Raw genomic sequence first — 24,339 nt, 5'->3', positions numbered from 1 at the left:
TCACGTCTCCGGGGTAAATCGGATCGGCAAGCGCGCGCAGCCGCGGACCTGGCTTGAATGCAGAATCGGCGGGTCGGAGTCGACCAGGTCGTAATCCGGTATGCGACGGTGCAATTCCTCCAGTGCAATCGAGAGTTCGATACGAGCGAGGTGCGACCCGAGGCAACGGTGGGCACCTGATCCGAAGGAGAGATGGCGGTTGGGGTGGCGTTCTAGATCCAGTTCGTCGGGATCCTCGAATTCCGCGGAATCTCGATTAGCCGAGCACAGCATCAGGATGAGCTGATCGCCCTCGTGGATGGTCACGCCGCCCAACTCGACGTCTCTGGTGGCACAACGGCCAGGGACTACAGCAGCTTCGATACGAAGAATCTCCTCGACCGCTGTGGAAATCAGTGTGTCGTCATTGATCAGAGCCTCTCGCTGCGCTGGATTGTTCACCAGGTGAATGATGCTCCACGCCAATGATCCCTGCACCGTGTGCAATCCAGCGATCAACAACAAGAAGAACATCCGGTTGAGCTCTTCGTCGGTGAGTAACCGCTTCCCGTCCTCCAGTTCCACCTCCGTGTGAATCAAGGTCGAGGTGATGTCGCTTCCGGGGTTTGCACGACGCTCGTCCACCATCTTCTGGAAGTACCCCAGCATCTGCATACCGGCCATCGCCCGTGCCTGCTGGGATTCTTCCTCGCTGGCCCCAGGCTTACCCACCAGAACGGTATCCGTGGCTTCGGTGAACAACGGTGCATCCTCGACCGGCCAATCCATCAGCGCCAGAAAGACTCTGGTAGGAAGCTCGTGCGCAAAGTCCGCAATGAACTCCGACTCACCGGCTTCCGCAAACTTGTCTATCAGTTCGTTGACGAGTTCTCTGATCTGCTCGGTTAGTGCTTTCATCCGATTCGGACTGAAGAGCGGCTGCAAGGCGAGGCGGTATCCGGTGTGCTCCGGCGGATCGAGTTCGATGGGGATGAACTTGCCCATTCCACCCGGGCCGGTGACAAGGTTGTTGGGGTAACTCGAGAATGTCTCGGGATCCCGGAGAACCTCGTGAATTTCCTTGTAGTGCGTGACAATCCAATGCCCGCCGTGCGCGGTGGAGTAGACCACCGGACCTTTGCCGGCCAATTCCGCAACCCGCTCTTGCACCGTATCGACCGGTTGGGCGAGCGATGGATCGTAAATGTCGAAATCGACCACGAGATTCGTGGGCGCTTGTTCTGTAGTTGTCATCGAGTCTCTTTCTCGAAAGGGGGAATCACGTTGCCCGGAATTGATCCGGGCTTGACTGGACTGCGATGGTGCGTTTACGGCTCGACTGTCAGGGCCCGTTCAGGGCAGACGATGACCGCGGCGTCCGCCGCACCGATGTCGTCAGGAGTCAACGGGTCACGCAGTATCACCGGGTTGCCTTGGTCGTCGCTGTCGAGGAGTCCTGGCGACGCCGAGTAACACAATCCATGGCCGGCGCACGCAGACCTGTCGACCACCAAATGCGTTGCCTCTTGGCCTGTATCGATCATTGATCGTCTCCAACTATCGTGTCGTACAGCAATTTCACTGTGGGTACAGGACTGCGAGAGCTAGGCACTCGCGTCGACGGTCGGGGCGCCCTCGTCCTCCGGAAACCACATCCCGACGCGCGAGAGGGTTCCACCGTCGGTGGTCGGAAGTGTCACGCCCGAGATGTACGCCGAATCGTCGGAAACCAGGAACAGCGCAGCTCGTGCGTTGTCCGACAACGACGGAGGACGGTTGAGTTTCAGCGGAATAGGCGAGACTCCAGGGTCCCACGGACCGGCAGTCTCCTCGTACGACGCTCCGACAACAGGAGATCCGGCGGGCATCAGGAAGTTGGGTGACATTCCGTGAGTCGGGGCGATGGCATTGACGCGAATCCCGTATTTACCCAAGTCAAGGCTCAATCCGCGCACCAAACCGTTGACCCCGGCTTTGGTGGCAGAGTACATAGCGATGCTGTGGTACGCGAGAAACGATGCGGCCGAAGAGGTTGCAAGAATCACGCCGCCGCCACCCGCCCGCAGTGCAGGCACCGAGGCCTTTGCGGTGTAGAAGACCCCACTCAGATTCACACCCAGTACCGCCTGCCAATCGGCATCGGTCAGGTCTTGGAAGTCGACAACCTCACCACCCGCAACTGAAGGAACTCCACCACGCGAGACGACGCCGGCGTTGGCAAAGACGACGTCAAGCCTGCCGAAAGTGTCAACCGTCGCTGCCACAGCATCCACCACCTGGGCTTCGACGCTGACGTCTGCCGTGAGCGCGATCGCGGTGCCACCCTGCTGTTCAACAAGTTTCACAGTCCCGTCGGCCCGATCCCTGTCGATGTCGACTACTGCAATCTTGGCGCCTTCCGAGGCAAATAGTTGCGCGCATTGACGACCGAGGCCCGAACCGCCGCCGGTGATCAGAACAATCTTGTTCTCGAGTTTCATGCAAACTCCTTCGACTGAAGATGTGCCGTGGTGAGGAAGTGAGGACTCGACGCGTGTTGCGTGCGTAGTCGATGCAATGTGTGACTCAGGTTACCCATAATGACAACGGACGTCAATCGATATTTGTCAGTTGATACATGAACAGGTCCTCATGACGCGTGATCTGCGCTGATCAGGGCACAGGGAGTGATGCGAAGATGCAACTACCGCCGACTAAGCTGCAAAGATGCCTTCGACGCCCCGCAATCGCACCGTCTCGCGCCTGCAGCCCTTTGCGTCCACGATCTTCGCCGAGATGACAGCACTGGCAACGCTTCATGGCGCCGTCAATCTCGGCCAAGGGTTTCCAGACACCGACGGACCCGCCGCAATGCTCGAGGTTGCGCGCCAAGCCATTGCCGATGGAGTCAACCAATATCCACCTGGTCCGGGTATGCCGGTTCTGCGCCAGGCTGTTGCTGCCGACCGCGCGGCCCGGTACGGCTTGGAATTCGATCCCGATTCCGAAGTGCTCGTCACCGTCGGCGCCACCGAAGCGATCAGTGCTGCAATTCTGGGTTTGGTCGAACCAGGCGAGGAAGTTGTACTCATCGAGCCGTATTACGACTCGTACGCGGCTTCTGTTGCTCTGGCCGGCGCGATCCGTCGTACCGTCCCGTTGGTCCCATCCGGTGACAAATTTGTTGTCGACCTCGACGCAGTCAAGGCAGCGATCACACCCAAAACCAAAATGCTGGTGGTCAACAGTCCGCACAACCCCACCGGGACGGTGTTCACCGATGCCGAATTGCGTGCACTCGCAGAAATTGCGTGTGAACGCGACCTGATCGTGCTGAGCGACGAGGTCTACGAGCACTTGGTCTTCGACGGCCTCACCCATACCCCGATGGCGTCGCTGCCCGGAATGCGCGAACGCACCGTCACAGTGTCCAGCGCTGCAAAGACTTTCAATGTCACCGGCTGGAAGACCGGCTGGGCGATCGGTCCGCGCGAGCTCATCGACGGTGTGCGCGCGGCCAAACAATTCATGTCGTTCGTGGCCGGCGCGCCGTTCCAACCGGCCGTTGCGTACGCCCTGACCAACGAGCAAGCGTGGGTCGCGGATCTGCGGTCAGGCCTGCAGTCCAAGCGAGATGTGCTCGCCGACGCGTTGACCGACGCGGGACTGCACGTGCATTCGGGCGGCGGCACCTACTTTCTACTAGCAGACATCCGGCCACTGGGTGAATCGGATGCCGGAGATTTCTGCCGCGCGTTGCCGGAACGGATCGGTGTTGCCGCCGTCCCCGTCGACGTATTCGCCGACAACCGTGACAACTGGAAGCATTTGGTGCGGTTTGCATTCTGCAAACAGGACCACGTACTTGCCGAAGCAGCAAGGCGTCTGCAGGGGCTCCGGGGAGCAACTCACCCATGAATGCTCGCACCATCCCCACTGCATTTGTTCACCGCTATCTCATGTTCTCGCCGGACAACAATGTGGACTTGTCCGGCGCCCTGCGCACAGCAGGAATCGATCTCACTACTCTGGCGGACCCCCGGGCGCGGCTCACTCCCGCTCAGGTAACTACCTTCATCCAAACCACCTGGCAGATCACGGACGACGAATTGTTCGGTCTCGGCCGCGCCCCGGTTCCCCGCGGCACCTTTCGCCTGATCTGCCTGACATTGATTCACTGCCCCGACCTCGGAAGCGCCTTCGCACGGATGGCCGACGTGATCCGGGCACTGCCGGGTTTGGCTCCGTTGTCGATAGAGTCGGGCGAAGACAGCACCCGCATAAGTTTCTCCGTTCACCCTCGGGACGGAATCTCCGAACCCGCTATCGCAGCGCGCGTCACCACTGATTTCGTCTTGATACTGCTGCACCGATTTGCCGCCTGGTTGATTGGCAAGCGCGTCAAACTGCGGGCCGTCGAGTTGCCGTACTCACCACCGGATGCGCGGCTGGCTCAAGATTACGATTACATCTTCGGCATCCCAGTCACCTTCGATGCATCCTGCGCCGCTTTGGATTTCGATAACTCCGCTATGCGCGCACCGATCATCCAGACCGAGGAAACACTCGAGGAGTATCTGCGCACATCACCTATCCAGCTGATGTCCGAGCGCGACTACGACAGCACGGCGTCAGCACAGGTACGCCGAGTTGTGGAGCTAGGCGTGAAAGGACGCACCTCGACAGCGGAAGAGATTGCCGAAATGCTCTCGATCAGCGTGCCGCACTTGCGAAGGTTGCTTCGCCGCGAGGGCACGTCGCTGAATCAGTTGCGTGAAGAAGTACTCCGAGACGTCGCGATCGCCGGTCTGGGCCGGGGTGAATCGGTGGAGGTTCTGTCGGCTCGCCTCGGGTTCTCCGAGCCCAGCGCGTTCCGCCGGGCGTTCAAACGCTGGACCGGAGATACTCCCAGCTCGTACCGCTAGCTGACACAGAATTCGTTGCCCTCCGGGTCGGACATCGTGATCCACACGCTCGGGCCTTGCTGCCCTCGGTGAAGTATCGTCGCACCAACCGTCTCGAGATGAGCGGCCACGTCCTCACGGTTGTCTCCCACTCGGATGTCCAGGTGAAGTCGGTTTTTCACCGCTTTCTTCTCAGGCACGAGCTGAAACAGAACACGCGGGCGCTCCGGATGTTCCGGATCGCTGATTGCTGCACCTTCCTTCCAGACGAGCACGCCCTCAAAAGTGGTGGTGTCGGATTCTTGCGCGTGACCGGCGGCGACGAGTCCTCTGATGAAATCCTCGTCGCTCGGCTCGACAGCCCACCCGAGCGCGGAGGCCCACCACTTTGCCTGTTCATGCGGTTGTTCGGAGTCCACGGTGACTTGAAATTCGTATCCCATGTTCCGACGCTAACCCCAGGTACCGACAAAGATCAGGTGCTGTGTGCGCCAACCCCATCCTTCCGGTGCGAACGGCACTTTCGGTCGATCCAAGGCGATGAACGCACCGTTCGCACCGGGGGCGAGGCCACCGACCTCAGTCCACGCTCTTGATGGTTTTCATCGTGATGAGCGAGGTCACCCGCGACACAGCGGGGAGGCCGCTGAGTTTGGTGGCCATGAATTGTTCGTAGGTCGCGAGATCCTTGACTGCGACGCGGATGAAGTAGTCGGGGATTCCGAAGAGCCGCCGACATTCGATCACTTCGTCGAAAGCCGCGACGCGTGATTCGAAGTCCTCGATGGTCGCCTGGTCGTTGACGCCGATCTCGGCAGTCACGATCACCTGAAATCCGCGGTCGAGTGCTTCGGGGCTGACGATTGCCCGGTAACCGGTGATGACTCCGTCGGCCTCGAGTTTCTTGACCCGACGCAGGCACGGCGAGGGTGTCAGGCCCACCAGATCCGCCAATTCGGTGTTGGTCAAACTGGAGTCCTGACGGAGGTGGAATAAAATTGCGTCATCCATGGCATCCATGCGGATATTATTGCGCAAAGTCTGAATTCTGCGCATTCTGGGCAATCGTCGACCACCCACTTTGTACTACATTTCTGTGGTGATCGAATCTTCAACATCAGCGGACGCACCTTCCGTCGATGCCGCGAACCAGAACCCAGCGTGGCGACGCGCCTTTGCCTTGTCACTGCCGGTGGGCATCGGACTCTTACCGCTCGGCATCGCCCTCGGGGTGCTTGTCGTACAACAAGGCCTGAACCCTTGGTGGGCACTGGTTTTCACCTCACTGATCTATGCCGGATCGCTGGAGTTCATTGCCGTCGGCATGGTCGCCGCGATGACTCCCCTGCCTTACGTCGCACTCACTGCGTTGCTGGTCAACTTTCGACACGTCTTTTACGCGTTGAGTTTTCCGCTGAACAAGGTGCGGAATCCGTTTGCGCGCTTCTACAGCATGTTTGCCCTCACCGACGAGGCGTATGCCATGTCGGTCACCACCGACCCCAAAGCCCTCTCCGGTCGCGTCATCGTATTCTCACAACTGTTCCTGCACGGCTACTGGGTTGGCGGCGCGATCCTCGGAGCTACTGCGGGACAATGGATTCCCGATTCGATCGTCGGAATGGACTTTGCGCTCACAGCCTTGTTCGTCGTCCTGTCGATCGAAGCGATGCGGGCACAGAGCGGCTATGCCGTGCCGGCAGCAGCAGTTACCTGCGCACTGGTGGCGCGCCTCATTGCACCCGATCATGTTCTACCGATCGCGATGGGCGGGTTTGTCGCGTTCTTGATCGTCCGATACCTGGCCACGTCCAGAAAGGCAGCAGCAGATGCCTGACACCACGTACATCTTCAGCGCCGTCGCCATCATGGCCGTCGTCACCTTTGCGTTGCGCGCCATACCCTTTGCCGTCCTGAAGCCGCTGCGCTCATCGGCTCTCGTCGCGTATCTCGGCATCTACATGCCGGCGGGAGTCATGTTGATCCTCGTGATGTACTCGCTGAAAAACGTTTCCGTCACTGCGCCGTCGCACGGAATACCCGAACTGATCGCCGTCTCGGCTACCGCCGCAATCCACCTGTGGCGAAAGAACGCAGTGCTGAGCATCGTCCTCGGGACCGCGATGTACGTCGCGCTGATGAACACTATCTTCGCCTGACTTTCCCATCCGGCAGCAAAGCGCCTTTACTCCCGGATGGGCAACTTGTAACCAAAATGCCCTTATCTGAACAGTTGAACACTTATACGATTTTTGTATGACGGTGGCACGCCGACCCTCGACACGAAATCGGTGACGTTCGATGACGACTGATACAACCACGACCGGAAACAGACTCGTCGCAGCGTGGACCAGCCTCGACCGCTCCCAGCGGCGCAGCATCATCGGAATGACGGCCACGGTCGTCGTGCTCAACGTGGCCGGTTGGGCAGTGCTGTTCGGCCTCGTCGTTCCCGGTCACTATGCCGTCGAGGGCAGCGTTTTCGGTGCCGGACTGGGCGTGACCGCCTACACGCTCGGAATGCGGCACGCCTTCGACGCCGACCACATCGCCGCTATCGACAACACCACACGCAAACTTGTTGCCGATGGCAAAAAGCCCATGTCCGTGGGGTTTTGGTTCTCCCTCGGCCATTCGACCATCGTTTTTGTCATGGTCACTCTGCTCGCCTTGGGTGTGCGACGACTGGCATCCAGCCTGTCCGACGAGAACTCCGACCTGGGGAAATGGGCCGGACTGTTCGGAACCACCGTGTCCGGCACATTCCTGATCTTGATCGGCCTCCTGAATCTCGTGTCCCTCATCGGAATTCACCGGGTCTACACGAAATACAAAGCGGGAACGTTCGACGAGGAACAACTGGAGAAGGAACTCGACAACCGCGGGGCATTGAACAAGATTCTGGGACCGGTCATGAAAACGGTCCGCAAGCCATGGCACATGTATCCCGTCGGATTACTCTTCGGCCTGGGTTTCGACACCGTCACCGAAGTCGGCCTTCTCGTCATCGCCGGCGGTGCAGCCGTGACGGGATTGCCGTGGTATTCGATTCTCGTTCTGCCAATTCTGTTCTGCGCCGGGATGTGCCTCTTCGACTCGATCGACGGATCCTTCATGAATTTTGCCTACGGTTGGGCATTTGCACAGCCGGTGCGAAAGATCTACTACAACATGGTGATTACCGGCTTGTCGGTGGCCGTGGCTCTGATCATCGGAGTGCAGGAGATCATCTCGATCTTCACCGAAAAACTTGATATTCACACCGGAGTCCTGGGCGCGATCGGCAACCTGGACTGGGGCGCGATGGGCTTCATCATCGTCGGGCTGTTTGTGATCACGTGGCTCGTTGCGATTGCCGTATGGAAGCTGGGGCGCGTCGAAGAGCGATGGCAAGCGCAATCTGCCGCGGCCGCGGGACAAGAAGCAACTTAGTCGTGTTTCGGGAGCAGTCTTCCGGGGTATTGACGGATTGCGGCAGAGATTTCGGAGCGAGGGGTCAGCCGCAACAGGCCTGCCGCCCGGCTGTCACTCGCCGGGAGGTGGGCCGCCTAATTTCACGGCGCCGATACATTGCTCGAGCACATTGCCCGAGATTCGAAAAGTTCGAACATATGTTCTAAATTCGGTGTAGTCTGATCTCCATGTCCAGCGCCATGCAACCGTCACTGTTCGACAATGTCGACCTGGGTGTTTCCTTGGCCGACCTCGACAACACCCTGCAACGACGGAAACTCACCGCAGGCGCGTGGGTCGATCACCGGCCCGCTTGGCTCACCGGATCGGAAGCCGTGTTCGACACCCTCGAACGGTCGGTACCGTGGCGTGCAGAGCGACGCCAGATGTACGACCGCGTGGTCGACGTCCCGCGGTTGGTGTGTTTCTTTGGCGAGAACGAGCCACTGCCGGATCCCCTGCTCGTCGAAGCAAAGGACGCCCTGAGCAGCCATTATCGCAGCGAACTCGGTGAACCGTTCACCACGTCCGGCCTGTGCTTCTATCGCGACGGGAGCGACAGCGTCGCGTGGCACGGCGACGACACCGGGCGAAGCCGCACCGAGGACACGATGGTAGCCATCTTGTCGCTCGGCGCGGCCCGCCCGCTACTTCTTCGTCCCCGCGGCGGCGGTGAGTCCATCCGCTTCAACCTCGGACACGGCGATCTGCTGGTCATGGGAGGCTCGTGCCAACGGACCTGGGAGCACGCTGTACCCAAGAGCGCCCGCGCACTCGGGCCGCGGATCAGCGTGCAATTCCGTACTCGCGGAGTGCGCTGAACTGTCAGACGAGCAGCTTTGCTCCCGTTGCGGCAACAACGTCGTCGACGCTTACACCCGGCGCCGTTTCGACCAGACGCAAACCGTCGGCGGTCACGTCGATCACCGCCATGTCGGTAATGATTCGCTGCACGCATCCCTTGCCGGTGAGCGGAAGAGAGCATTCTTCGACGATCTTGTGCTCCCCCTTCTTGGACACGTGCTCCATCATCACGATGACGCGCTTGGCGCCGTGGACCAGATCCATCGCGCCACCCATTCCCTTGACCATGTGACCGGGAATCATCCAGTTCGCGAGGTCTCCGGTGGCACTCACCTGCATGGCACCGAGCACGGCAACATCGACCTGTCCGCCGCGGATCATGCCGAACGACGCGGACGAGTCGAAGAACGACGCGCCGGGTAGCACCGTGATGGTTTCCTTACCCGCATTGATCAGTTCGGGATCGAGTTCTTCCTCGGTCGGGTACGGTCCGACACCCAAAACGCCGTTCTCCGAATGCAATACGACGGTGATGTCGGTGGGCAGATAGTTCGGAACCAGCGTCGGCATGCCGATACCGAGGTTCACGTACTGACCGTCCTCGAGCTCGCGCGCTACTCGTGCTGCCATCTCTTCGCGGGTGAGTTTGGTAGGGGTCACTGCAGTCATGCTCGTACCGTCCGATTCTCGATGCCGACCGTCACGGGGCCGACGTGGACAACTCGCTGAACGTGGATTCCGGGAGTGTGAATCTCGGCGGGGTCGAGTTCGCCGGGTTCCACGAGGTGTTCCACCTGAGCGATGGTGATCCGGCCGGATGTTGCCGCGGCCGGGTTGAAGTTCTGGGTGCTTGCGCGGTAGACGAGGTTGCCGTGCCGGTCACCTTTCCACGCGTGAACCAGGGCGTAGTCTGCGACGATGCCTCGTTCCATCACGTAGGTGACGCCGTCGAATTCGCGAGTTTCCTTGGGCGGGCTGGCAACTGCGATGCCGCCGCTGCCGTCGTAGCGGAGCGGCAGGCCGCCGTCGGCCACCTGGGTGCCGACACCGGCAGGAGTGAAGAACGCGGGGATGCCGGCTCCACCGGCGCGCATGCGCTCGGCGAGCGTGCCCTGCGGGGTGAGCTCCACTTCCAGTTCACCGGCAAGGTACTGGCGAGCGAACTCTTTGTTGGAGCCGACGTACGAGCTGATCGTCCGGCGAATCCGCCCGTGTTCGAGGAGTACACCAAGCCCGAATCCGTCGGTACCGCAGTTGTTGCTCACGGTCTCGATAGACGTTGCGCCTTGCTCGAGCAGTGCATTGATGAGGATCTCGGGCACTCCGACGAGCCCGAATCCTCCGACAGCGATCGTGACGCCGTCCGGCACGTCCGCGACGGCCTCGGCTGCAGTGGGAATGACTTTGTCCATCATGCCGATCACAGTAGCGCGCCCCGTACGTATTGTGAACCCCTGTGCGTATTACGAACATTTCTTGCCCCCGACATTGCCTGGGTCACAACAACGAACTAGTCTGTTCGCAGAGCGCATCACCTGTACACATTGCGAACACACGCTGCGAACAAACACACTGCGAACACGTAATCGAACGACGAGGTTCCCCATGCTGCATTTACCGCCGAGGTACCAGCGGCCGACCGGCGTCAACGCCCCGGCTGATTTCGCGGACTACAAGACCACCTCCCTCCGTCACCCCAAGCAACCCCTGAAGCTGCTCCCCCAGCGCCTCACGGAATTGACCGGGCCGGTTTTCGGTGAAGACCGCGTCGGCGCAGGTGAGAACGATCTGACCATCGCCAACGGCGGTGAAGCACAGGGACAGCGCATCGTGGTTCACGGCCGTGTCCTCGACAGCGACGGCAAGCCGGTCCCCCACACCCTGCTCGAGGTGTGGCAGGCCAACGCCGGTGGACGCTACCGCCACACCGGCGACAACTGGCCGGCTCCACTCGACCCGTTCTTCAACGGCCTCGGCCGTTGTGTGACAGACGCCGATGGCCACTACTCGTTCACCACCATCAAGCCCGGCGCCTACCCGTGGATGAACCACGACAACGCGTGGCGACCGGCCCACATCCACTTCTCGTTGTTCGGCACTGCATTCACGCAGCGTCTGGTGACGCAGATGTACTTCCCCGACGACCCGATGTTCTTCCAGGACCCGATCTACAACGCAGTGCCCGAAGAGGCCCGTCATCGCATGGTCAGCGTCTTCGACTACGACGCCACAGTCCCCAACTGGGCTCTCGGGTTCCGCTTCGACATCGTCCTGCGCGGCCGTAATGCCTCCGTATTCGAGAACGAGGAAGACCACGATGACTGATCAGACCGCGAAGCCCGCACCTACCTATGAAGTCGTCCCCGGTGATTTCACCACGGCGTCCTTCGGAGTCACACCTTCGCAAACCGTCGGCCCGTACTGGCACATCGGCCTTCCCTGGACGGACGGGCCCGACGCGGCTGCATCCGACGCTCCCGGCCGAATCACGCTCGCCATCACGGTGATCGACGGCAATCGCACGCCGGTAGCCGACGCCATGATCGAGACGTGGCAGGCCGATACGCTCGGGCGGTTCAACCATCCGGACGATCCCCGCGGCGCAGTGAGCCTCACTCCGGCCGGATTCCGCGGGTTTGCCCGCAGCGCAGCCGATTCCACCGGAACAGCCTTGATCCACACGGTCAAGCCCGGCGCGTTGCCCACCGAAACCGAGATAGACGAAGCACCCCACGTCAACGTCTCGATTTTCGCCCGCGGCATGCTCGATCGTCTGGTCACTCGGTTGTACTTCCCGGAAGACGCGGACGCGCACACCACCGATCCGGTTCTGAGTTCGCTCACCGAAACCGAACGCGCGAAGTTGGTTGCAACCAAGGTCGACGATGGGTACTCCTGGACGGTCTATGTTCAGGACGAAGACGCACACGGCGTCGAGACGCCCTTCTTCGAGCTGTAAAGAGGAGTACACATGTCCACTCGCGGCGCGCTGTTCGATCCGGTGTTCGGTGCCACCCCGGTATCCGAGCATCTGTCAGACCAGGCCTGGGTGACCGCGTTGCTCGACGTGGAAGCTGCACTGAGCTGTGCGGCGGCCACAATCGGGTTGGCGGACGGTACCCAGTGCGCCGCTGTGGCTGCCGCTGCCGCCGAGTTGTCCAAGCCTGGTGGGCTCGACATAGTCGCGCTGGGTCGCGCATCAGCGGCGGGCGGCAATCCGGTCATCCCGCTCGTGAAGATCCTGCGCGAACGAGTCGCGCAAGACGGTGTACCCGGCAACGTTGTTCACCCGGGCGCCACCAGCCAGGACATCATGGATTGCGCGCTGATGCTGCTGACGCGGCGCGCAGGGTCTGTTGTACTTGCCGACCTGACCCGGGCTGCCGACTCTGCAGCTCATCTGGCCCGCCTTCATCGCTCGACGCCGATGGTGGCGAGAACGCTGGGGCAACAAGCACTTCCGACCACTTTCGGACTACTGGCAACCAGCTGGTTCACCGCTCTCGATGCCGCTGCAATCCGGCTCGACATCGTGTTGTCGACGTTGCCCGTCCAGTTCGGCGGTGCCGCAGGCACACTCGCCGCGTCGTACCCGGACGGCCTCGCGCTCGCCGACGCGTTTGCCGACGAACTCGGGTTGGCTCGACAGGTTGTTCCGTGGCACACCGATCGCGTGACCATCGCGGAATTGTCGACCACCCTCGGCATCGTCGCCGGTGCCGTGTCCAAACCGGCTACGGACATCACCGTCATGGCGTCGACGGAACTTTCCGAAGTCGCCGAGAAAACTCCAGGCGGCTCGTCAGCCATGCCGCACAAGCAGAATCCCGTTGCCGCCATCACGGCCCGCGCCGCGGCACGGCGTGTTCCCGCACTCGTGGCCACGGCCTTGTCCAACATGGATCACGAGTTCGCTCGGGCAGCCGGTCCCTGGCATGCGGAGTGGGAAACCGTCACCGAACTCCTACGTCTAGCCGGCGGATCGGCACATCAATTGTCGGTCAGTCTTGCCGGGCTACAGGTGCACACCGATTCGATGGCACGCAACCTCGACATCACCGGCGGCTTGATTCTTGCCGAACGGGTCACGAAGGCACTCTCGGCGCATACCGATCGTGCTCGTGACATCGTCACTGCCGCAGCCGCTTCCGGCACGCGACTGGACCATGATCCCGCGATCACCGAACACCTGACCGCGGCCGAACTCACCGAACTTCTCGATCCAGCACACTATCTGGGCCACGCCACCGACCTGGTCGATCGGGCCCTCGCCGAACGCCCAACAGGAGGACCACGATGAGCGTCGAGCTCAACTTTCACCAGACCGGCAATCCCGACGCTCCTGCCGTCGTTTTCCTGGGTTCGCTCGGGTCCGACCTGACGATGTGGGCGCCGCAGATTCATGCGCTGTCGAACCGCTACCGCGTCATCGCCGTCGATCACCGTGGTCACGGTAAATCCCCGGTGCCCGCCGGCCCGTATACCGTCGCGGACCTGGCCGGCGACGTCGTCGCTCTGCTCGATTCCCTCGAACTCGAGTCGGTTCATCTGGTCGGTCTCTCCCTCGGTGGTGCCGTCAGCCAGTGGATCGCCGCGCACCGTCCCACTCGCGTCGACACCCTGACATTGCTGTGCACGTCCCCGCAGTTCGCACCCGCCCAGCCGTGGATCGAACGAGCGCAGACCGTCCGCACCGACGGTATTGCCTCGATCGCTGCGGCAGTTGTCGGACGCTGGTTCACACCCGGACTTGCCGAAAGCGATCCGGAACTCGTCGCGCGGCATGTCGCGATGGTCGAGGCAACACCGGACGAGGGATACGCGGCCTGCTGCGAAGCACTCGCGGTGTGGGACGGCCGCGCCGACCTCGCCCGCATCGTCGCTCCGACGCTCCTCATCGCGGGTGAGCAGGATCCGGCAACTCCCCCGGCCACCCTGGCAGCGATCGCCGACGGTATCGCCGATTCCGTGATGCACGTCGTCGATCCCGGAGCGCACCTCGCGAGCGTCGAGCAGGCCGGACACGTCACCAAACTTCTTGCGGCGCATATTTCCTCGCACACACCGGCCAATGCTCAGCGCAGTGCCGCGGTGGCGGCAGGGATGACCGTCCGTCGTCAGGTTCTCGGTGACGCTCACGTCGATCGGTCCATTGCCGGCGCCACCGAGTTCACCGCGCCGTTCCAGGATTTCATCACTCGCACTGCCTGGGGCGACATCTGGTCACGTCCCGGACTCGATCACCACATCCGCAGGCTGCTGACTCTCGCGATACTCACCGCAGTCGGCAACGAGCACGAACTCGACATGCATATCCGCGCCGCACTGCGCAGCGGGATGGATCCGGATCAACTCGTGGAAGTATTTCTCCATACCGCGGTCTATGCGGGTGTGCCGAACAGTAATCAGGCTTTTGCGCTGGGTAAGCAGGCACTCGCGGACCTCACGCCGAAGCCCGAGGAGAACACGACACCATGAGCGAAACCAACAGCGACCAGTCGCCGGGGCCGTCACCCGACTACGTGCAGTCGCTGGCCCGCGGATTGTCCGTCATCAAGGCATTTGACGGCGAGCATCCCCGGCGCACGCTCAGTGAAGTCGCGCGGCACACCGATCTCACGCGCGCGACTGCGCGTCGGTTCCTGCTCACTCTGGTCGAGCTTCAATACGTACGTACGGATGGTTCGGTGTTCTGGCTGACACCACGCGTTCTCGAACTCGGGTACAGCTACCTGTCCAGCCTGTCGCTGCCCGAACTCGCGGGACCCCATCTGGAGGCCCTGTCCGCCAAGGTCCGGGAATCCACCTCGGTCTCCATCCTCGACGGCGACGACGTCGTGTACGTGGCCCGCGTACCGGTCAGCCGCATCATGACGGTCTCGATCACCATCGGCACCCGCTTCCCGGCCTATGCCACGTCCATGGGGCGGGTACTACTCGCCGGCCTGCCAGACGACGCGCTCGATCAGTACCTGTCCCGAGTCTCCTTCTCCCGTCTCACCGGCAAGACCATCTCCACTCCCGAAGAACTGCGGGCTGAACTCGACAAGATTCGCGCCGACGGCTACTCGGTGGTCGATCAGGAACTCGAAGAAGGGTTGCGTTCACTCGCAGCACCGATTCGCGACGCCAACGGCGACGTAGTTGCCGCGGTGAATATTTCCACTCAGGCTGCGCGCTACAGCACCGAAGCGGTTCTCGCTGAACTTGTTCCGGCTGCAATATCCACCGCTGACGCGATTTCTGCCGATCTCGGCCGCACTCAATCCTCGAACAATCACTCGACCGCTACGCGCTGATCGAGCACACACCAAGGAAGAACTCATGCCTGACGTTGTCATCTGTGAACCGCTCCGCACACCGGTAGGCCGCTTCGGCGGTGTCTTCCGCGACATCGCACCGGAGGACCTCGCTTCGACCCTGATCACCGAACTCGTCTCGCGCACCGGCATTTCCGGTTCCGATGTCGACGACGTGATCCTGGGTCAGGCATCCCCGAACGGTGAGGCTCCGGCCATCGGACGCATCGCCGCGCTCAACGCCGGACTCGGCATCGACGTACCCGGCATGCAGGTGGACCGCCGCTGCGGTTCCGGTTTGCAGGCGATAATCCAGGCCGTCATGCAGGTTCAGTCCGGTGGCAGCGATCTGGTTCTCGCCGGCGGCGCCGAATCCATGAGTCAGGCCGAGTTCTACGCCACCGGAATGCGTTGGGGCGTCAAGGGAGAGGCCGTCGCACTCAGCGACCGCCTCGCCCGCGCCCGCGTCACTGCCGGCGGCCGCGACTTCCCGGTTCCCGGCGGCATGATCGAAACCGCCGAGAACCTGCGAGCTGAGTTCTCCATCAGCCGCGAAGATCAAGACGCACTGGCAGTGCAATCCCACCAGCGCGCAGTCGCGGCACAGAAGAACGGCGTCTTCGCGCAGGAAATCGTTCCGGTATCCGTTCCCCAGCGTAAAGGTGACGCGCTCCTCGTCGATACCGACGAGCACCCGCGCGCTGATACCTCGATGGAATCCCTTGCGCGCCTTCGTCCCATGCGCGGCAAGCTCGACCCCGATGCTACCGTCACCGCCGGCAACGCCAGCGGCCAGAACGACGGCGCTGCGCTCGCCATTGTCACCACGGCAGAGAAGGCCAAGGCGCTCGGACTGCGTCCCCTTGCCCGCCTTGCCAGTTGGAGTGTTGCCGGCGTCCCGCCCCGCACCATGGGCATCGGCCCGGTTCCGGCGTCGGAGAAGGCGCTTGGGCGTCTCGGCCTCACCTTGGCAGACATGGACGTCATCGAACTCAACGAAGCCTTTGCCGCACAGGCACTTGCAGTTCTGCGCACGTGGAACCTCGAAGCCGACGACTCCCGAATCAACCCCAACGGTTCCGGAATCTCACTCGGCCACCCCGTCGGCGCAACCGGCGGGCGGATCCTCGCGACTCTGCTGCGCGAAATGGATCGACGGGAAGCCCGCTACGGCCTCGAAACCATGTGCATCGGCGGCGGCCAAGGCCTGGCTGCCGTGTTCGAACGCCTCACCTGAGAATTGCACCGCACTTACTGCTGAGGGTCGTTCTCGAACCGTCCATGCCTTCCGGCACCCGCCGCGAATGCCGCGGCTCCACGCGCACCTTCCGCCGCGACAATCGGACTACCCGCGGCGCCTTCCGCTCGCAGCGCTTCCGCGAGCGGAAGGTCGAAGGACCGGTATGCCGATACCCGATCCGCCAGCATGCACAACTGCGGAAACGTTGTGAGCTGCTGCGCCAATTCCTTCGCTGCAGCCAAGGATTCACCCACCGGAACAACACGATTCACCAGACCGAACGAGAGCGCTTCCTGAGCGTCGACGGGTCGTCCCGTCAGAATCATGTCGAGTGCGCGCCCCTGCCCCACGATGCGCGGCAACCGCACCGTTCCGCCGTCGATCAAGGGAACACCCCAGCGTCTACAGAAGACACCGAAAACGGCATCCTCCTCACAGACCCGCAGATCTGCCAGCAACGACAATTCTAGGCCGCCGGCGACGGCATATCCGCTCACAGCGGCGATCAGCGGCTTCGACAGCGCCAGCCGACTCGGGCCCATCGGCCCCGTACCGCCGCCTTCCGGGTCCAACTCATGCAAGCGCGACGGATCATTCACCGCCGTCAGATCTGCTCCCGCGCAGAATGTTCCACCAGTACCCCAGAGTATTGCGACTTGCGCAGCATCATCAGCCTCGAACTCCAGAAATGCGTCACGCAACTGCGCGGCCATCGGTCCGTCGACGGCATTCTTTCTGTCCGGACGGTTCATGACGATGGTGGTGACGCCACCCTCGCGCTCTACGTAAACATCGCTGTGTGGGCGATCCGAGTCAGTCACTGTGCTTCCTCACTATCCGCGGACAGGGTCCCTGTGTCCACACTGCCACGCGGGAAATGAATCGTCAGCCGTTCGCGTGATCAGCACGTAGCCCCGAGAGCTGACCTTTGAACCTTCGCATGCGTGTGGGCTTCGCATCGGCTGGCTGGTGATGCGAAGCTGTACGCGGTATGTAGTTCCGGCGCAGCCGGTTTCAGTCTCGGTGCACCGGGCCTTGTCGGGTGGTGGAGCGACGACGCCGTTGTTTCGGGTCGATCGCGGCCGGTGGGATGAACCAGGGTTTGTGATCGTCGCCCATCTTGATCTCCCAGATGCCGCGGAACCCGCTGGTGCTGTGCATCAACGTGTGGTGGCTGCGGCAGAGCAAGGTGAGGTTGTCCATCACCGTCAAACCGCCTGTCGACCACGGTTTTATATGGTGCGCGTCGCACCACGCCGGTACGGCGTCACAGTTCGGGAAGGCGCAGCCCTTGTCCCGGGCAATCAACGCGATACGTTGTTCGGCCGTGACGAGACGTTTGAGTGGAGTCGCATCCAGGGGTGCACCCTTGCCGTCCATCAGGACGGTGGAGAGCATGCAGTCGCACGCGAGCATCCGGGTTTTGCTCACACTGAGCGGCCCCATCCAGGGCATGTAGCCGACGTCGAGATCTTCGACTCCCGGCTCGCTGTCGCCGAATTCTTCTTCGTCGTTTGCTGCGGTATCGCTGCGCATGGTCGCGCATTCGCGATGCTCGGCAAGGTCTTTCGCGGTGATGTGCACATTCACATGCGGACGCTGACCACCGTCAACACCGGTGACAGCATTATCCAGATAGCGGCGAATCAACTCCGTGAACGCATCGGCGGTGCGTTTGGCTGCCGACCGCTGATCCGGAGTCCCATCCGCCGCCGGTTTCGGCATCGACAACCCCGACAGCGCAGACAGGAGCATTTCGCCGGTCAACGCATCGAAATCACCCTTGATCACGACCCGACCATTCAGCGTCGGCGCGATACGTAGCGCATTCAGGTCGTTATCCTCACCGGGCGGCGGCTCATCGGATTCGAAAATCCGCTCCAAAACCGCAATCGCGTATCGCACCTTGACAGTCGTAGCCTCCACCCCGGATGCCGCGGCGAGAAGAGTTTTCATACTTGGCGCTAATGCGATGTCCGGCATCCCCTTTGGTGGAGATTCACAGAACGCGGCGATCAATGCCGCATGATCGAGCGACAGATCACCCGCCTCGAACTGCGCAGCAATATCCGGGAACACCCGCAGTGCAGCACCGAGGGCGGCGATCTTGTTGCCGGCCGAGTTCTGCAACATCGTATTGGCCGCCAACCACCGACCCACACCCCGGTAGCAGAGCACTTGCTCGTCGGGATTGAGTGCCAACTCGTCGACCGCGGCCACCCGAATCGCTTCCAACCGAAGAATTTCCGCAGATGCACTTACAGCAACGTCCCGAACCTCGGACGGACGTAACTGCCACAACGTGGCGCGCACACCCACAGCCGAACCGGCTACAACATCCCCCACCGCAATTGAATCGCTCACCGTCGTCATCAAGGCCTCCCCACCCTGACCTAATTATACTCGAACATCCATTCGAATCAAGAGACATATCGGGCACATTCGGCCGAATAGTGTTTGCAGCCATCAGCATTGATCACATTAGAAGCGGCTCGTCGGCGTGTTATTCGTACTGCTCGACCCCGACTAACGAGGATCCATCCGATAATGCAAGGCCATGGCCCGCGCTCGCCACAGACGCAATTCGTGATCGGTGCGCAGCACCCCTTCCGAGTCCTCGAACACGTGGAACCGCTCGTGGATCGGAACTCTCGCTGCGTAGACTTTTCTATTCTCCACCACGGTGACATACGCTCCGACGTCTCCGAAGGCTCCGTGGCCCGAGGTCAGTAACAGGGAACCGTCGTCGCAGACTTCGGGACGCAGGAACACCTGAACATTCCCGGATTCGAGGGGGAACGAGACGTGGACGCAGGGTTGAGCAGTGTTTGGCAGCAACGTGATTCGGTAGTACCCACTGAAGAGGTAGTCACCTGACTTTCGCAGTGTTCGCAGCCAGGCCGAACCCGCGTGCACGCCGTCTGCATCCAATACGCGCGTAATCGAACTGTCGACGCCATACGCAACCGACATCGGATTTACGGGCAGCGCAAGTTGCTGCACGCGCCGACCGTAAAACCGCTCGACCAGCGATCCCCATGGCGCAAATCCCGGCGACCATTGTGTCCACGCCTGCATTCGCCATGTCGAGGTTTGCTCGTAGAAGTCGCGGACGGACGGCGTCAATCGTGACGGATCAAAATCCGGCCCCGCCAATGTATCCATGCAGGGCACTAGACCCTCGACTGATGCTTTCGCAACAACGGTGCCACCGATACGCAATGCTTCGGTGGGGATCCAACTGTCTTCCACCGGACCGCGCACCGCTGTCGGCGCTTGTAGCCACGCGTCTTCGGACAGGTCAATTTTGCGGCCGACCACGCGCCAGAACACACGCGTCGCGCGATCTGCAACAGGCCACAGACGTTCACCTGCCATCGACGTCCCCCTCGTGCTGGTACCCGGTCAACTCACCTGGACACTAGTACGTTGCGCGGCCTCCGCTGGCGTCGTACACCGCGCCGGTCGAGTAACTCACGGCAGTCGAGGACAACCAGCCGATCAGTTCGGCAATTTCGTCCGATCTACCCATCCGCGACATCGGCGTCAAACTCTGCGAGCGAGCGAGAATCGCGGGATCTGTGCCCGCATTCATCGGACTTTCGACGGCAGCCGGCGCCACGGCGTTGACCAGCACGCCGGTGGTCGCAATCTCCTTGCCCAGCGATTTCGTCAGTGCAATGACGGCTGCTTTCGACGCGGAGTACGCGCTCTGGTTGGGGTTACCGTCTTTTGCGGCGATGCTCGCCAGATTCACAACGCGCCCCCAACCTGACGCGACCATGCCGGGCACAAAGGCACGGCACATGAGGAAGGTTCCGTCCACGTTGATCCGGAACGTCCGCTGCCAGTCGGCGAGCGAGACATCCACCAGCGGCGCCGACGGCCCCACGATGCCGGCACTGTTGATCAAGATGTCGACCTTGCCGATGCGCGCACGCAAATCGTCGACTGCGGCAGCATCTGTCACGTCGAGGCGTTCGTCGGCTCCCTCTGCAATGTCAGCCGTAATGGTTCGAACACCATTGTCGGACAGCAGTTTCGAACATGCGGCACCAATTCCGCTGGCGCCGCCGGTAATCAGCGCAACGGCACCCTCTGGATAGCTCTGCATCAGTCTCATCTCCCGGAGATCATGTGCGCTCAGCACTCAATTTAAGCTGCGAATAGATATAATCTGCGTCACACTGTGTACGATTTTTGAATATATGGCGTCGGGCAGAGTCGTCAAAATCAACAGTCGACATCAACGAAGGACACATCGATGGAAATTCGCTGGTTGCACGCGTTTGTCGCGGTCGCGGAGGAGTTACATTTCGGCCGGGCCGCGTCACGGCTGCAAATGGCTCAGTCGCCTCTGAGCCAGATGATTCGCAAACTCGAAAAGAACATCGGCGTGCAACTGTTCGAGCGCAGCACCCGCACCGTTGCGCTCACCTCCGGTGGGCATGCTTTCCTGCCACACGCCTATCGGGTTCTCGAAAACATGGAAACCGCCCGTCAAGCCACCCGCGCATCAACCGGCGGCGTGTACGGCCGGGTGGCAATCGGTTTCACGGGCGTGCTCAACCACCAGGCGTTACCACCATTGACGCGAGCCTTGCGCCAGCGATACCCCGAGGTCGAATTGACGCTCCTCGGCCGCATCATGACCCGCGACGCAGTGACACAACTCGAGAGCGGCGCACTGGATCTGGCGTTTGTCGGCCTGCCGGTGGCCGCGGCGCCGTTGTCCACTCGCCTGATCCGTCGTGAAGCCTTTGGCGTCGTACTGCCGATCGATCACCGACTGGCTGCCGAGACCGAGATCGACCTGCGCGAATTGGCCGACGACGGATTTGTCACCACACCCATGGCTGCCGGCTCCGCCCTGCAGGAGACTGCGATGCGGGCCTGCATGAATGCCAACTTCCGCCCGCGCGTGGTTCAGGAAATCACCGACCCCTACATGATCCTGATGCTCGTCGCCGCGGGTGTCGGCGTCGCCTTGATGCCATCGGGAATGGCCGGCATCACCCCTCCCGGCAGTGTCTTCGTTCCGCTCACCGGCGAGCCGACCTACATGAACCACGGAATCGCCTGGTCACCCCGCCGCATGACCGACGCCCTCGCTGTTGCACTCGCTACTTCGGAGGAAATCCTCCCCACCCCCGAGATTGAGACGTAATTCGTCATTATCTGAGACTCATTTAGTGTTGGACGCGCCATAGTCCTTCATGGCATCGTCGTCTGCGCCGCCGAAAGGTGAGGGACGTCACCGATGCGTGGCGCATCACAAAACGTGCCACCACCGTCGGCCAATCGGGACGAAAGGACTACCCATGGCGCCTCCGCCTACCCCCGCAGCTTCCACCACCGGGACCGACGAAAAGCCGAACTCCAACGCTCGGCGAGCCGCAGTGTCGGGTTTTCTCGGCAGCACACTCGAGTACTACGACTTCTTCATCTACGGCTCCGCCGCCGCACTGGTGTTTCCCAAGATCTTCTTCCCGGGCGGTGGCTCCACAGCGACGCTGCTCTCCATCAGCACTCTGGGCGTGGCCTACGTCGCTCGCCCGCTCGGCGCAGTGCTGTGGGGACACCTCGGTGACCGCTACGGTCGCAAGAACGCACTCCTCGCGTGCCTTCTGCTCATGGGAGTCGCGACCGTTGTCGTCGGCTGCCTGCCGACGTACGAGCAGATCGGCATTGCAGCGCCGATCATCCTCGTCTTACTTCGCCTCCTCCAAGGCCTGTCTGCGGGTGGAGAATCACCCGGCTCCTCGGCACTGACACTCGAACACTCACCGGATCACCGCCGTTCGTTCTTCACATCGTTCACCATGAGCGGCATCATGTTCGGCATCGTCATCTCGAGCCTGGTATTCATCCCAGTAGCAAGCCTGCCCGACGAAGACCTTTACTCCTGGGGCTGGCGAGTTCCCTTCTGGCTCAGCATCATCGTGACCGTCGTTGCACTCTGGCTGCGACGCGCACTCGACGAGCCTGAGGTATTCGAAGAGCTCAAGGAACAGGACAACACGGCCGGAATTCCCGTCGTCGAGATGTTCCGCTCGCACTGGCGCACCGTGATTCGCATCAGCATGAGTTCGACCTTCGCGATGATCAACACCATCGTCAACGTCTTCGCCCTGGCCTACGCCGTCGAATCCGGCTTCGAACGCTCGACGATGCTCTGGGCAATTGCCACGGCCAACTTCGTTGCGGTACTTACCCAGCCGCTGTTCGGCATTCTGTCCGATCGCTACGGCCGCAAGCCCATCTTCGTCATCGGCGCAATCGGCGCCGGCCTGATGGTCTTCGTTTTCTTCCACTCGATCGGAACCCAAAGCGTTCCCATGGTTTTCGCTTCGGGAATCGTCATGATCGGCATCTTCTACGCGATGCCCAATGGCACCTACCCGGCGTACTTCCCGGAGCAGTTCCCCGCCAAGGTTCGCTACACCGGGATGGCCGTGAGCCTCATGCTCGGACTTCTCGTCGCCGGCTTCACACCGGCAATCGCCCAGGCGATTTCCGCAGGCGACAAGAGCAATTGGACACCGGTCGCGTGGATGTGCCTCGGCTTTGCGGTCGTCTCCGCCATCGCCGCGATGTGCGGTCCGGAAACCTATCGGACGCCGACCGCAGAACTCGGCGAACCGAAATCAGTCACGCTCACGAAGCAAGACCCAGAGCTCACCAGCAACAACGCTTGACCGGACCGGCCCCTCGCGCTGACTTCGCGCCGCGAGGGGCCGTCCCCACTTATGCAGGAGAAATGTCATGCCTACCGAATCCACCACGCACCGGATCGGCCTTGTCGGCGCGGGAATCACCACCTCGCTCTCGCCCGCGCTGCACTCTCACGAAGCAGCAGCACTCGGTCTCGCCTCCTACAGCTACGAACTGATCGACCTCGAGGCAAGAAACGTCTCGGTCGAGAAGACCGGCGAATTGGTACGCGCAGCCGTCACCGGCGGCTTCACCGGGCTGAACATCACACACCCATGCAAGCAGGTTGTCGTGGACGCCCTCGACGAGCTGTCGGACAATGCCCGACTGCTCGGTGCCGTCAATACGGTTGTGGTCGAGAACGGCCGCCTGATCGGCCACAACACCGATCACAGTGGATTCCTCACCGCACTGCAACGCGGTTTACCTGACGCCACCTTGGATCGAGCTGTCCTCGCCGGAGCCGGTGGAGCGGGTTCGGCAGTGGCTTACGCACTGGCAGCAGCTGGTACGGCGGATCTCCGCATCGCCGACGTCGACGCCGAACGCGCGGCCGATGTGTGTGCACGCGTCGCCTCGGCATTCCCCGCCACGCGCACAACGGCTTTGGCAATCGGTGAGATCGCGGACAACCTGGCGACAAGCGACGGCGTCGTCAATGCCTCTCCGATCGGTATGGTCGGCCACCCGGGAACCCCCTTCGATCCCGCTGCGCTCCACTCCGCCTTGTGGGTTGCCGACATCGTCTACCGGCCGATGCGCACCGAATTGCTCGACGCTGCACTCGCTCTCGGATGCCAGGTGCTCGACGGTGGTCAGATGCTGGTGGCGCAAGCCTCCGACACCTTCACACTCCTGACCGGAGTCGAAGCGGATACGGATCGGATGCGAAACCACCTGAGCGAGATGCTTTCCGAAATGGCAAGCGCATGAGCACAGTCGAATACACACTCTCGCGAAATGCTCC

At 61.7% G+C, this 24,339-nt stretch carries 26 protein-coding genes; 15 read left to right on the top strand and 11 right to left on the bottom strand.

Annotated features, from left to right (window positions below; all coding sequences use genetic code 11):
* The 3 genes from FFI94_RS05950 to FFI94_RS05940 all read right to left on the bottom strand — a co-directional run bounded on the left by FFI94_RS05950 (position 1) and on the right by FFI94_RS05940 (position 2,459).
* On the bottom strand, positions 1-1,233 hold the full coding sequence (locus FFI94_RS05950) for a cytochrome P450 (RefSeq protein ID WP_138872178.1): 1,233 nt from the start codon (positions 1,231-1,233) through the stop codon (positions 1-3).
* 74 nt (positions 1,234-1,307) lie between these two features.
* Positions 1,308-1,523 (bottom strand): ferredoxin, encoded by a 216-nt coding sequence (locus FFI94_RS05945; protein WP_138872177.1) that lies wholly within the window; start codon positions 1,521-1,523, stop codon positions 1,308-1,310.
* Between the two features lie 60 nt (positions 1,524-1,583).
* Positions 1,584-2,459, bottom strand: a complete 876-nt coding sequence (locus FFI94_RS05940; RefSeq protein WP_138872176.1) for an SDR family NAD(P)-dependent oxidoreductase — start codon at positions 2,457-2,459, stop codon at positions 1,584-1,586.
* A 226-nt stretch (positions 2,460-2,685) separates the two neighbouring features.
* Between FFI94_RS05940 and FFI94_RS05935 the strand changes: the two genes are divergently transcribed.
* Positions 2,686-3,876, top strand: a complete 1,191-nt coding sequence (locus tag FFI94_RS05935; protein ID WP_138872175.1) for a pyridoxal phosphate-dependent aminotransferase — start codon at positions 2,686-2,688, stop codon at positions 3,874-3,876.
* Entirely contained in the window at positions 3,873-4,883 is a 1,011-nt protein-coding gene (locus FFI94_RS05930; protein ID WP_138872174.1) for an AraC family transcriptional regulator, read from the top strand. Before FFI94_RS05935 ends, FFI94_RS05930 begins: the two co-directional genes overlap by 4 nt.
* Here the strand turns inward: FFI94_RS05930 and FFI94_RS05925 are convergent.
* Together FFI94_RS05925 and FFI94_RS05920 are read right to left on the bottom strand one after the other, a co-directional pair.
* Positions 4,880-5,305, bottom strand: a complete 426-nt coding sequence (locus FFI94_RS05925) for a VOC family protein (RefSeq protein ID WP_138872173.1) — start codon at positions 5,303-5,305, stop codon at positions 4,880-4,882. The two genes, FFI94_RS05930 and FFI94_RS05925, sit on opposite strands and share 4 nt — an antisense overlap.
* 136 nt (positions 5,306-5,441) lie before the next feature.
* Positions 5,442-5,882, bottom strand: a complete 441-nt coding sequence (locus FFI94_RS05920) for an Lrp/AsnC family transcriptional regulator (protein WP_033234066.1) — start codon at positions 5,880-5,882, stop codon at positions 5,442-5,444.
* Positions 5,883-5,964: 82 nt separating this feature from the next.
* Here FFI94_RS05920 and FFI94_RS05915 point away from each other — a divergent pair, with 82 nt between their 5' ends.
* From FFI94_RS05915 to FFI94_RS05900, 4 genes are all read left to right on the top strand, one after another.
* Positions 5,965-6,699 carry an AzlC family ABC transporter permease gene (locus FFI94_RS05915; RefSeq protein WP_397495552.1) on the top strand — a complete coding sequence of 245 codons (735 nt, stop codon included), beginning with the start codon at positions 5,965-5,967 and terminating at the stop codon, positions 6,697-6,699.
* Positions 6,692-7,021: a branched-chain amino acid transporter permease gene (locus tag FFI94_RS05910; RefSeq protein WP_138872171.1), complete on the top strand. Its 330-nt coding sequence runs from the start codon at positions 6,692-6,694 to the stop codon at positions 7,019-7,021. Before FFI94_RS05915 ends, FFI94_RS05910 begins: the two co-directional genes overlap by 8 nt.
* A 142-nt stretch (positions 7,022-7,163) precedes the next feature.
* Positions 7,164-8,294: a HoxN/HupN/NixA family nickel/cobalt transporter gene (locus FFI94_RS05905; protein WP_138872170.1), complete on the top strand. Its 1,131-nt coding sequence runs from the start codon at positions 7,164-7,166 to the stop codon at positions 8,292-8,294.
* A 209-nt stretch (positions 8,295-8,503) separates the two neighbouring features.
* Entirely contained in the window at positions 8,504-9,136 is a 633-nt protein-coding gene (locus FFI94_RS05900; RefSeq protein WP_138872169.1) for an alpha-ketoglutarate-dependent dioxygenase AlkB, read from the top strand.
* A gap of 4 nt (positions 9,137-9,140) precedes the next feature.
* On the opposite strand, the gene FFI94_RS05895 is transcribed toward FFI94_RS05900, so the two are convergent.
* Both FFI94_RS05895 and FFI94_RS05890 read right to left on the bottom strand, forming a co-directional pair.
* A complete protein-coding gene (locus FFI94_RS05895; RefSeq protein WP_138872168.1) occupies positions 9,141-9,788 on the bottom strand; it encodes a CoA transferase subunit B in 648 nt (215 codons plus the stop codon).
* Positions 9,785-10,531, bottom strand: a complete 747-nt coding sequence (locus FFI94_RS05890; RefSeq protein ID WP_138873618.1) for a CoA transferase subunit A — start codon at positions 10,529-10,531, stop codon at positions 9,785-9,787. Before FFI94_RS05890 ends, FFI94_RS05895 begins: the two co-directional genes overlap by 4 nt.
* A gap of 193 nt (positions 10,532-10,724) precedes the next feature.
* On the opposite strand from FFI94_RS05890, the gene pcaH reads away from it, so the two are divergent.
* Genes pcaH through FFI94_RS05860 form a run of 6 tightly spaced genes read left to right on the top strand, consistent with a single transcriptional unit; the run spans position 10,725 to position 16,655 of the window.
* On the top strand, positions 10,725-11,444 hold the full coding sequence (gene pcaH / locus FFI94_RS05885; RefSeq protein WP_138872167.1) for a protocatechuate 3,4-dioxygenase subunit beta: 720 nt from the start codon (positions 10,725-10,727) through the stop codon (positions 11,442-11,444).
* The gene (pcaG, locus tag FFI94_RS05880; RefSeq protein WP_138872166.1) at positions 11,437-12,078 is read left to right on the top strand and encodes a protocatechuate 3,4-dioxygenase subunit alpha; all 642 of its coding nucleotides are present in this window, start codon (positions 11,437-11,439) and stop codon (positions 12,076-12,078) included. Before pcaH ends, pcaG begins: the two co-directional genes overlap by 8 nt.
* 12 nt (positions 12,079-12,090) lie before the next feature.
* Entirely contained in the window at positions 12,091-13,419 is a 1,329-nt protein-coding gene (pcaB, locus tag FFI94_RS05875; protein WP_138872165.1) for a 3-carboxy-cis,cis-muconate cycloisomerase, read from the top strand.
* Positions 13,416-14,597, top strand: a complete 1,182-nt coding sequence (gene pcaD, locus FFI94_RS05870) for a 3-oxoadipate enol-lactonase (protein WP_138872164.1) — start codon at positions 13,416-13,418, stop codon at positions 14,595-14,597. Before pcaB ends, pcaD begins: the two co-directional genes overlap by 4 nt.
* Complete coding sequence (locus FFI94_RS05865) at positions 14,594-15,418, top strand: IclR family transcriptional regulator (protein ID WP_138872163.1); 825 nt, start codon at positions 14,594-14,596, stop codon at positions 15,416-15,418. Before pcaD ends, FFI94_RS05865 begins: the two co-directional genes overlap by 4 nt.
* A gap of 25 nt (positions 15,419-15,443) precedes the next feature.
* Positions 15,444-16,655, top strand: a complete 1,212-nt coding sequence (locus tag FFI94_RS05860; protein ID WP_138872162.1) for an acetyl-CoA C-acetyltransferase — start codon at positions 15,444-15,446, stop codon at positions 16,653-16,655.
* A 14-nt stretch (positions 16,656-16,669) separates the two neighbouring features.
* Here the strand turns inward: FFI94_RS05860 and FFI94_RS05855 are convergent, their stop codons facing one another.
* The 4 genes from FFI94_RS05855 to FFI94_RS05840 all read right to left on the bottom strand — a co-directional run bounded on the left by FFI94_RS05855 (position 16,670) and on the right by FFI94_RS05840 (position 20,772).
* Positions 16,670-17,479 (bottom strand): crotonase/enoyl-CoA hydratase family protein, encoded by an 810-nt coding sequence (locus FFI94_RS05855; protein ID WP_138872161.1) that lies wholly within the window; start codon positions 17,477-17,479, stop codon positions 16,670-16,672.
* Between the two features lie 193 nt (positions 17,480-17,672).
* On the bottom strand, positions 17,673-19,031 hold the full coding sequence (locus FFI94_RS05850) for an HNH endonuclease signature motif containing protein (protein WP_138872160.1): 1,359 nt from the start codon (positions 19,029-19,031) through the stop codon (positions 17,673-17,675).
* Positions 19,032-19,184: 153 nt separating this feature from the next.
* Positions 19,185-20,036 (bottom strand): hypothetical protein, encoded by an 852-nt coding sequence (locus FFI94_RS05845; protein WP_138872159.1) that lies wholly within the window; start codon positions 20,034-20,036, stop codon positions 19,185-19,187.
* A gap of 43 nt (positions 20,037-20,079) precedes the next feature.
* The gene (locus tag FFI94_RS05840) at positions 20,080-20,772 is read right to left on the bottom strand and encodes an SDR family NAD(P)-dependent oxidoreductase (protein ID WP_138872158.1); all 693 of its coding nucleotides are present in this window, start codon (positions 20,770-20,772) and stop codon (positions 20,080-20,082) included.
* A 150-nt stretch (positions 20,773-20,922) separates the two neighbouring features.
* Here FFI94_RS05840 and FFI94_RS05835 point away from each other — a divergent pair, with 150 nt between their 5' ends.
* The 3 genes from FFI94_RS05835 to FFI94_RS05825 all read left to right on the top strand — a co-directional run bounded on the left by FFI94_RS05835 (position 20,923) and on the right by FFI94_RS05825 (position 24,305).
* The gene (locus FFI94_RS05835) at positions 20,923-21,825 is read left to right on the top strand and encodes a LysR family transcriptional regulator (RefSeq protein WP_138872157.1); all 903 of its coding nucleotides are present in this window, start codon (positions 20,923-20,925) and stop codon (positions 21,823-21,825) included.
* A gap of 154 nt (positions 21,826-21,979) precedes the next feature.
* Entirely contained in the window at positions 21,980-23,356 is a 1,377-nt protein-coding gene (locus tag FFI94_RS05830) for an MFS transporter (protein WP_138872156.1), read from the top strand.
* Positions 23,357-23,423: 67 nt separating this feature from the next.
* On the top strand, positions 23,424-24,305 hold the full coding sequence (locus FFI94_RS05825; RefSeq protein WP_138872155.1) for a shikimate dehydrogenase: 882 nt from the start codon (positions 23,424-23,426) through the stop codon (positions 24,303-24,305).
* The last annotated feature ends 34 nt before the right edge of the window (positions 24,306-24,339 follow it).

It is taken from the genome of Rhodococcus sp. KBS0724 (assembly GCF_005938745.2).
Classification (GTDB): domain Bacteria; phylum Actinomycetota; class Actinomycetes; order Mycobacteriales; family Mycobacteriaceae; genus Rhodococcus_F.
This window is presented reverse-complemented; position numbering and strand designations above follow the sequence as displayed.

What these genes read in the sequence shown, in the direction of transcription:
- FFI94_RS05950 (WP_138872178.1), bottom strand. Translation starts at nt 1,233, where the DNA reads ATGACAACTACAGAACAAGCGCCCACGAATCTCGTGGTCGATTTCGAC.
- FFI94_RS05945 (WP_138872177.1), bottom strand. Translation starts at nt 1,523, where the DNA reads ATGATCGATACAGGCCAAGAGGCAACGCATTTGGTGGTCGACAGGTCT.
- FFI94_RS05940 (WP_138872176.1), bottom strand. Translation starts at nt 2,459, where the DNA reads ATGAAACTCGAGAACAAGATTGTTCTGATCACCGGCGGCGGTTCGGGC.
- FFI94_RS05935 (WP_138872175.1), top strand. Translation starts at nt 2,686, where the DNA reads ATGCCTTCGACGCCCCGCAATCGCACCGTCTCGCGCCTGCAGCCCTTT.
- FFI94_RS05930 (WP_138872174.1), top strand. Translation starts at nt 3,873, where the DNA reads ATGAATGCTCGCACCATCCCCACTGCATTTGTTCACCGCTATCTCATG.
- FFI94_RS05925 (WP_138872173.1), bottom strand. Translation starts at nt 5,305, where the DNA reads ATGGGATACGAATTTCAAGTCACCGTGGACTCCGAACAACCGCATGAA.
- FFI94_RS05920 (WP_033234066.1), bottom strand. Translation starts at nt 5,882, where the DNA reads ATGGATGCCATGGATGACGCAATTTTATTCCACCTCCGTCAGGACTCC.
- FFI94_RS05910 (WP_138872171.1), top strand. Translation starts at nt 6,692, where the DNA reads ATGCCTGACACCACGTACATCTTCAGCGCCGTCGCCATCATGGCCGTC.
- FFI94_RS05905 (WP_138872170.1), top strand. Translation starts at nt 7,164, where the DNA reads ATGACGACTGATACAACCACGACCGGAAACAGACTCGTCGCAGCGTGG.
- FFI94_RS05900 (WP_138872169.1), top strand. Translation starts at nt 8,504, where the DNA reads ATGTCCAGCGCCATGCAACCGTCACTGTTCGACAATGTCGACCTGGGT.
- FFI94_RS05895 (WP_138872168.1), bottom strand. Translation starts at nt 9,788, where the DNA reads ATGACTGCAGTGACCCCTACCAAACTCACCCGCGAAGAGATGGCAGCA.
- FFI94_RS05890 (WP_138873618.1), bottom strand. Translation starts at nt 10,531, where the DNA reads ATGGACAAAGTCATTCCCACTGCAGCCGAGGCCGTCGCGGACGTGCCG.
- pcaH (WP_138872167.1), top strand. Translation starts at nt 10,725, where the DNA reads ATGCTGCATTTACCGCCGAGGTACCAGCGGCCGACCGGCGTCAACGCC.
- pcaG (WP_138872166.1), top strand. Translation starts at nt 11,437, where the DNA reads ATGACTGATCAGACCGCGAAGCCCGCACCTACCTATGAAGTCGTCCCC.
- pcaB (WP_138872165.1), top strand. Translation starts at nt 12,091, where the DNA reads ATGTCCACTCGCGGCGCGCTGTTCGATCCGGTGTTCGGTGCCACCCCG.
- pcaD (WP_138872164.1), top strand. Translation starts at nt 13,416, where the DNA reads ATGAGCGTCGAGCTCAACTTTCACCAGACCGGCAATCCCGACGCTCCT.
- FFI94_RS05865 (WP_138872163.1), top strand. Translation starts at nt 14,594, where the DNA reads ATGAGCGAAACCAACAGCGACCAGTCGCCGGGGCCGTCACCCGACTAC.
- FFI94_RS05860 (WP_138872162.1), top strand. Translation starts at nt 15,444, where the DNA reads ATGCCTGACGTTGTCATCTGTGAACCGCTCCGCACACCGGTAGGCCGC.
- FFI94_RS05850 (WP_138872160.1), bottom strand. Translation starts at nt 19,031, where the DNA reads ATGACGACGGTGAGCGATTCAATTGCGGTGGGGGATGTTGTAGCCGGT.
- FFI94_RS05845 (WP_138872159.1), bottom strand. Translation starts at nt 20,036, where the DNA reads ATGGCAGGTGAACGTCTGTGGCCTGTTGCAGATCGCGCGACGCGTGTG.
- FFI94_RS05840 (WP_138872158.1), bottom strand. Translation starts at nt 20,772, where the DNA reads ATGCAGAGCTATCCAGAGGGTGCCGTTGCGCTGATTACCGGCGGCGCC.
- FFI94_RS05835 (WP_138872157.1), top strand. Translation starts at nt 20,923, where the DNA reads ATGGAAATTCGCTGGTTGCACGCGTTTGTCGCGGTCGCGGAGGAGTTA.
- FFI94_RS05830 (WP_138872156.1), top strand. Translation starts at nt 21,980, where the DNA reads ATGGCGCCTCCGCCTACCCCCGCAGCTTCCACCACCGGGACCGACGAA.
- FFI94_RS05825 (WP_138872155.1), top strand. Translation starts at nt 23,424, where the DNA reads ATGCCTACCGAATCCACCACGCACCGGATCGGCCTTGTCGGCGCGGGA.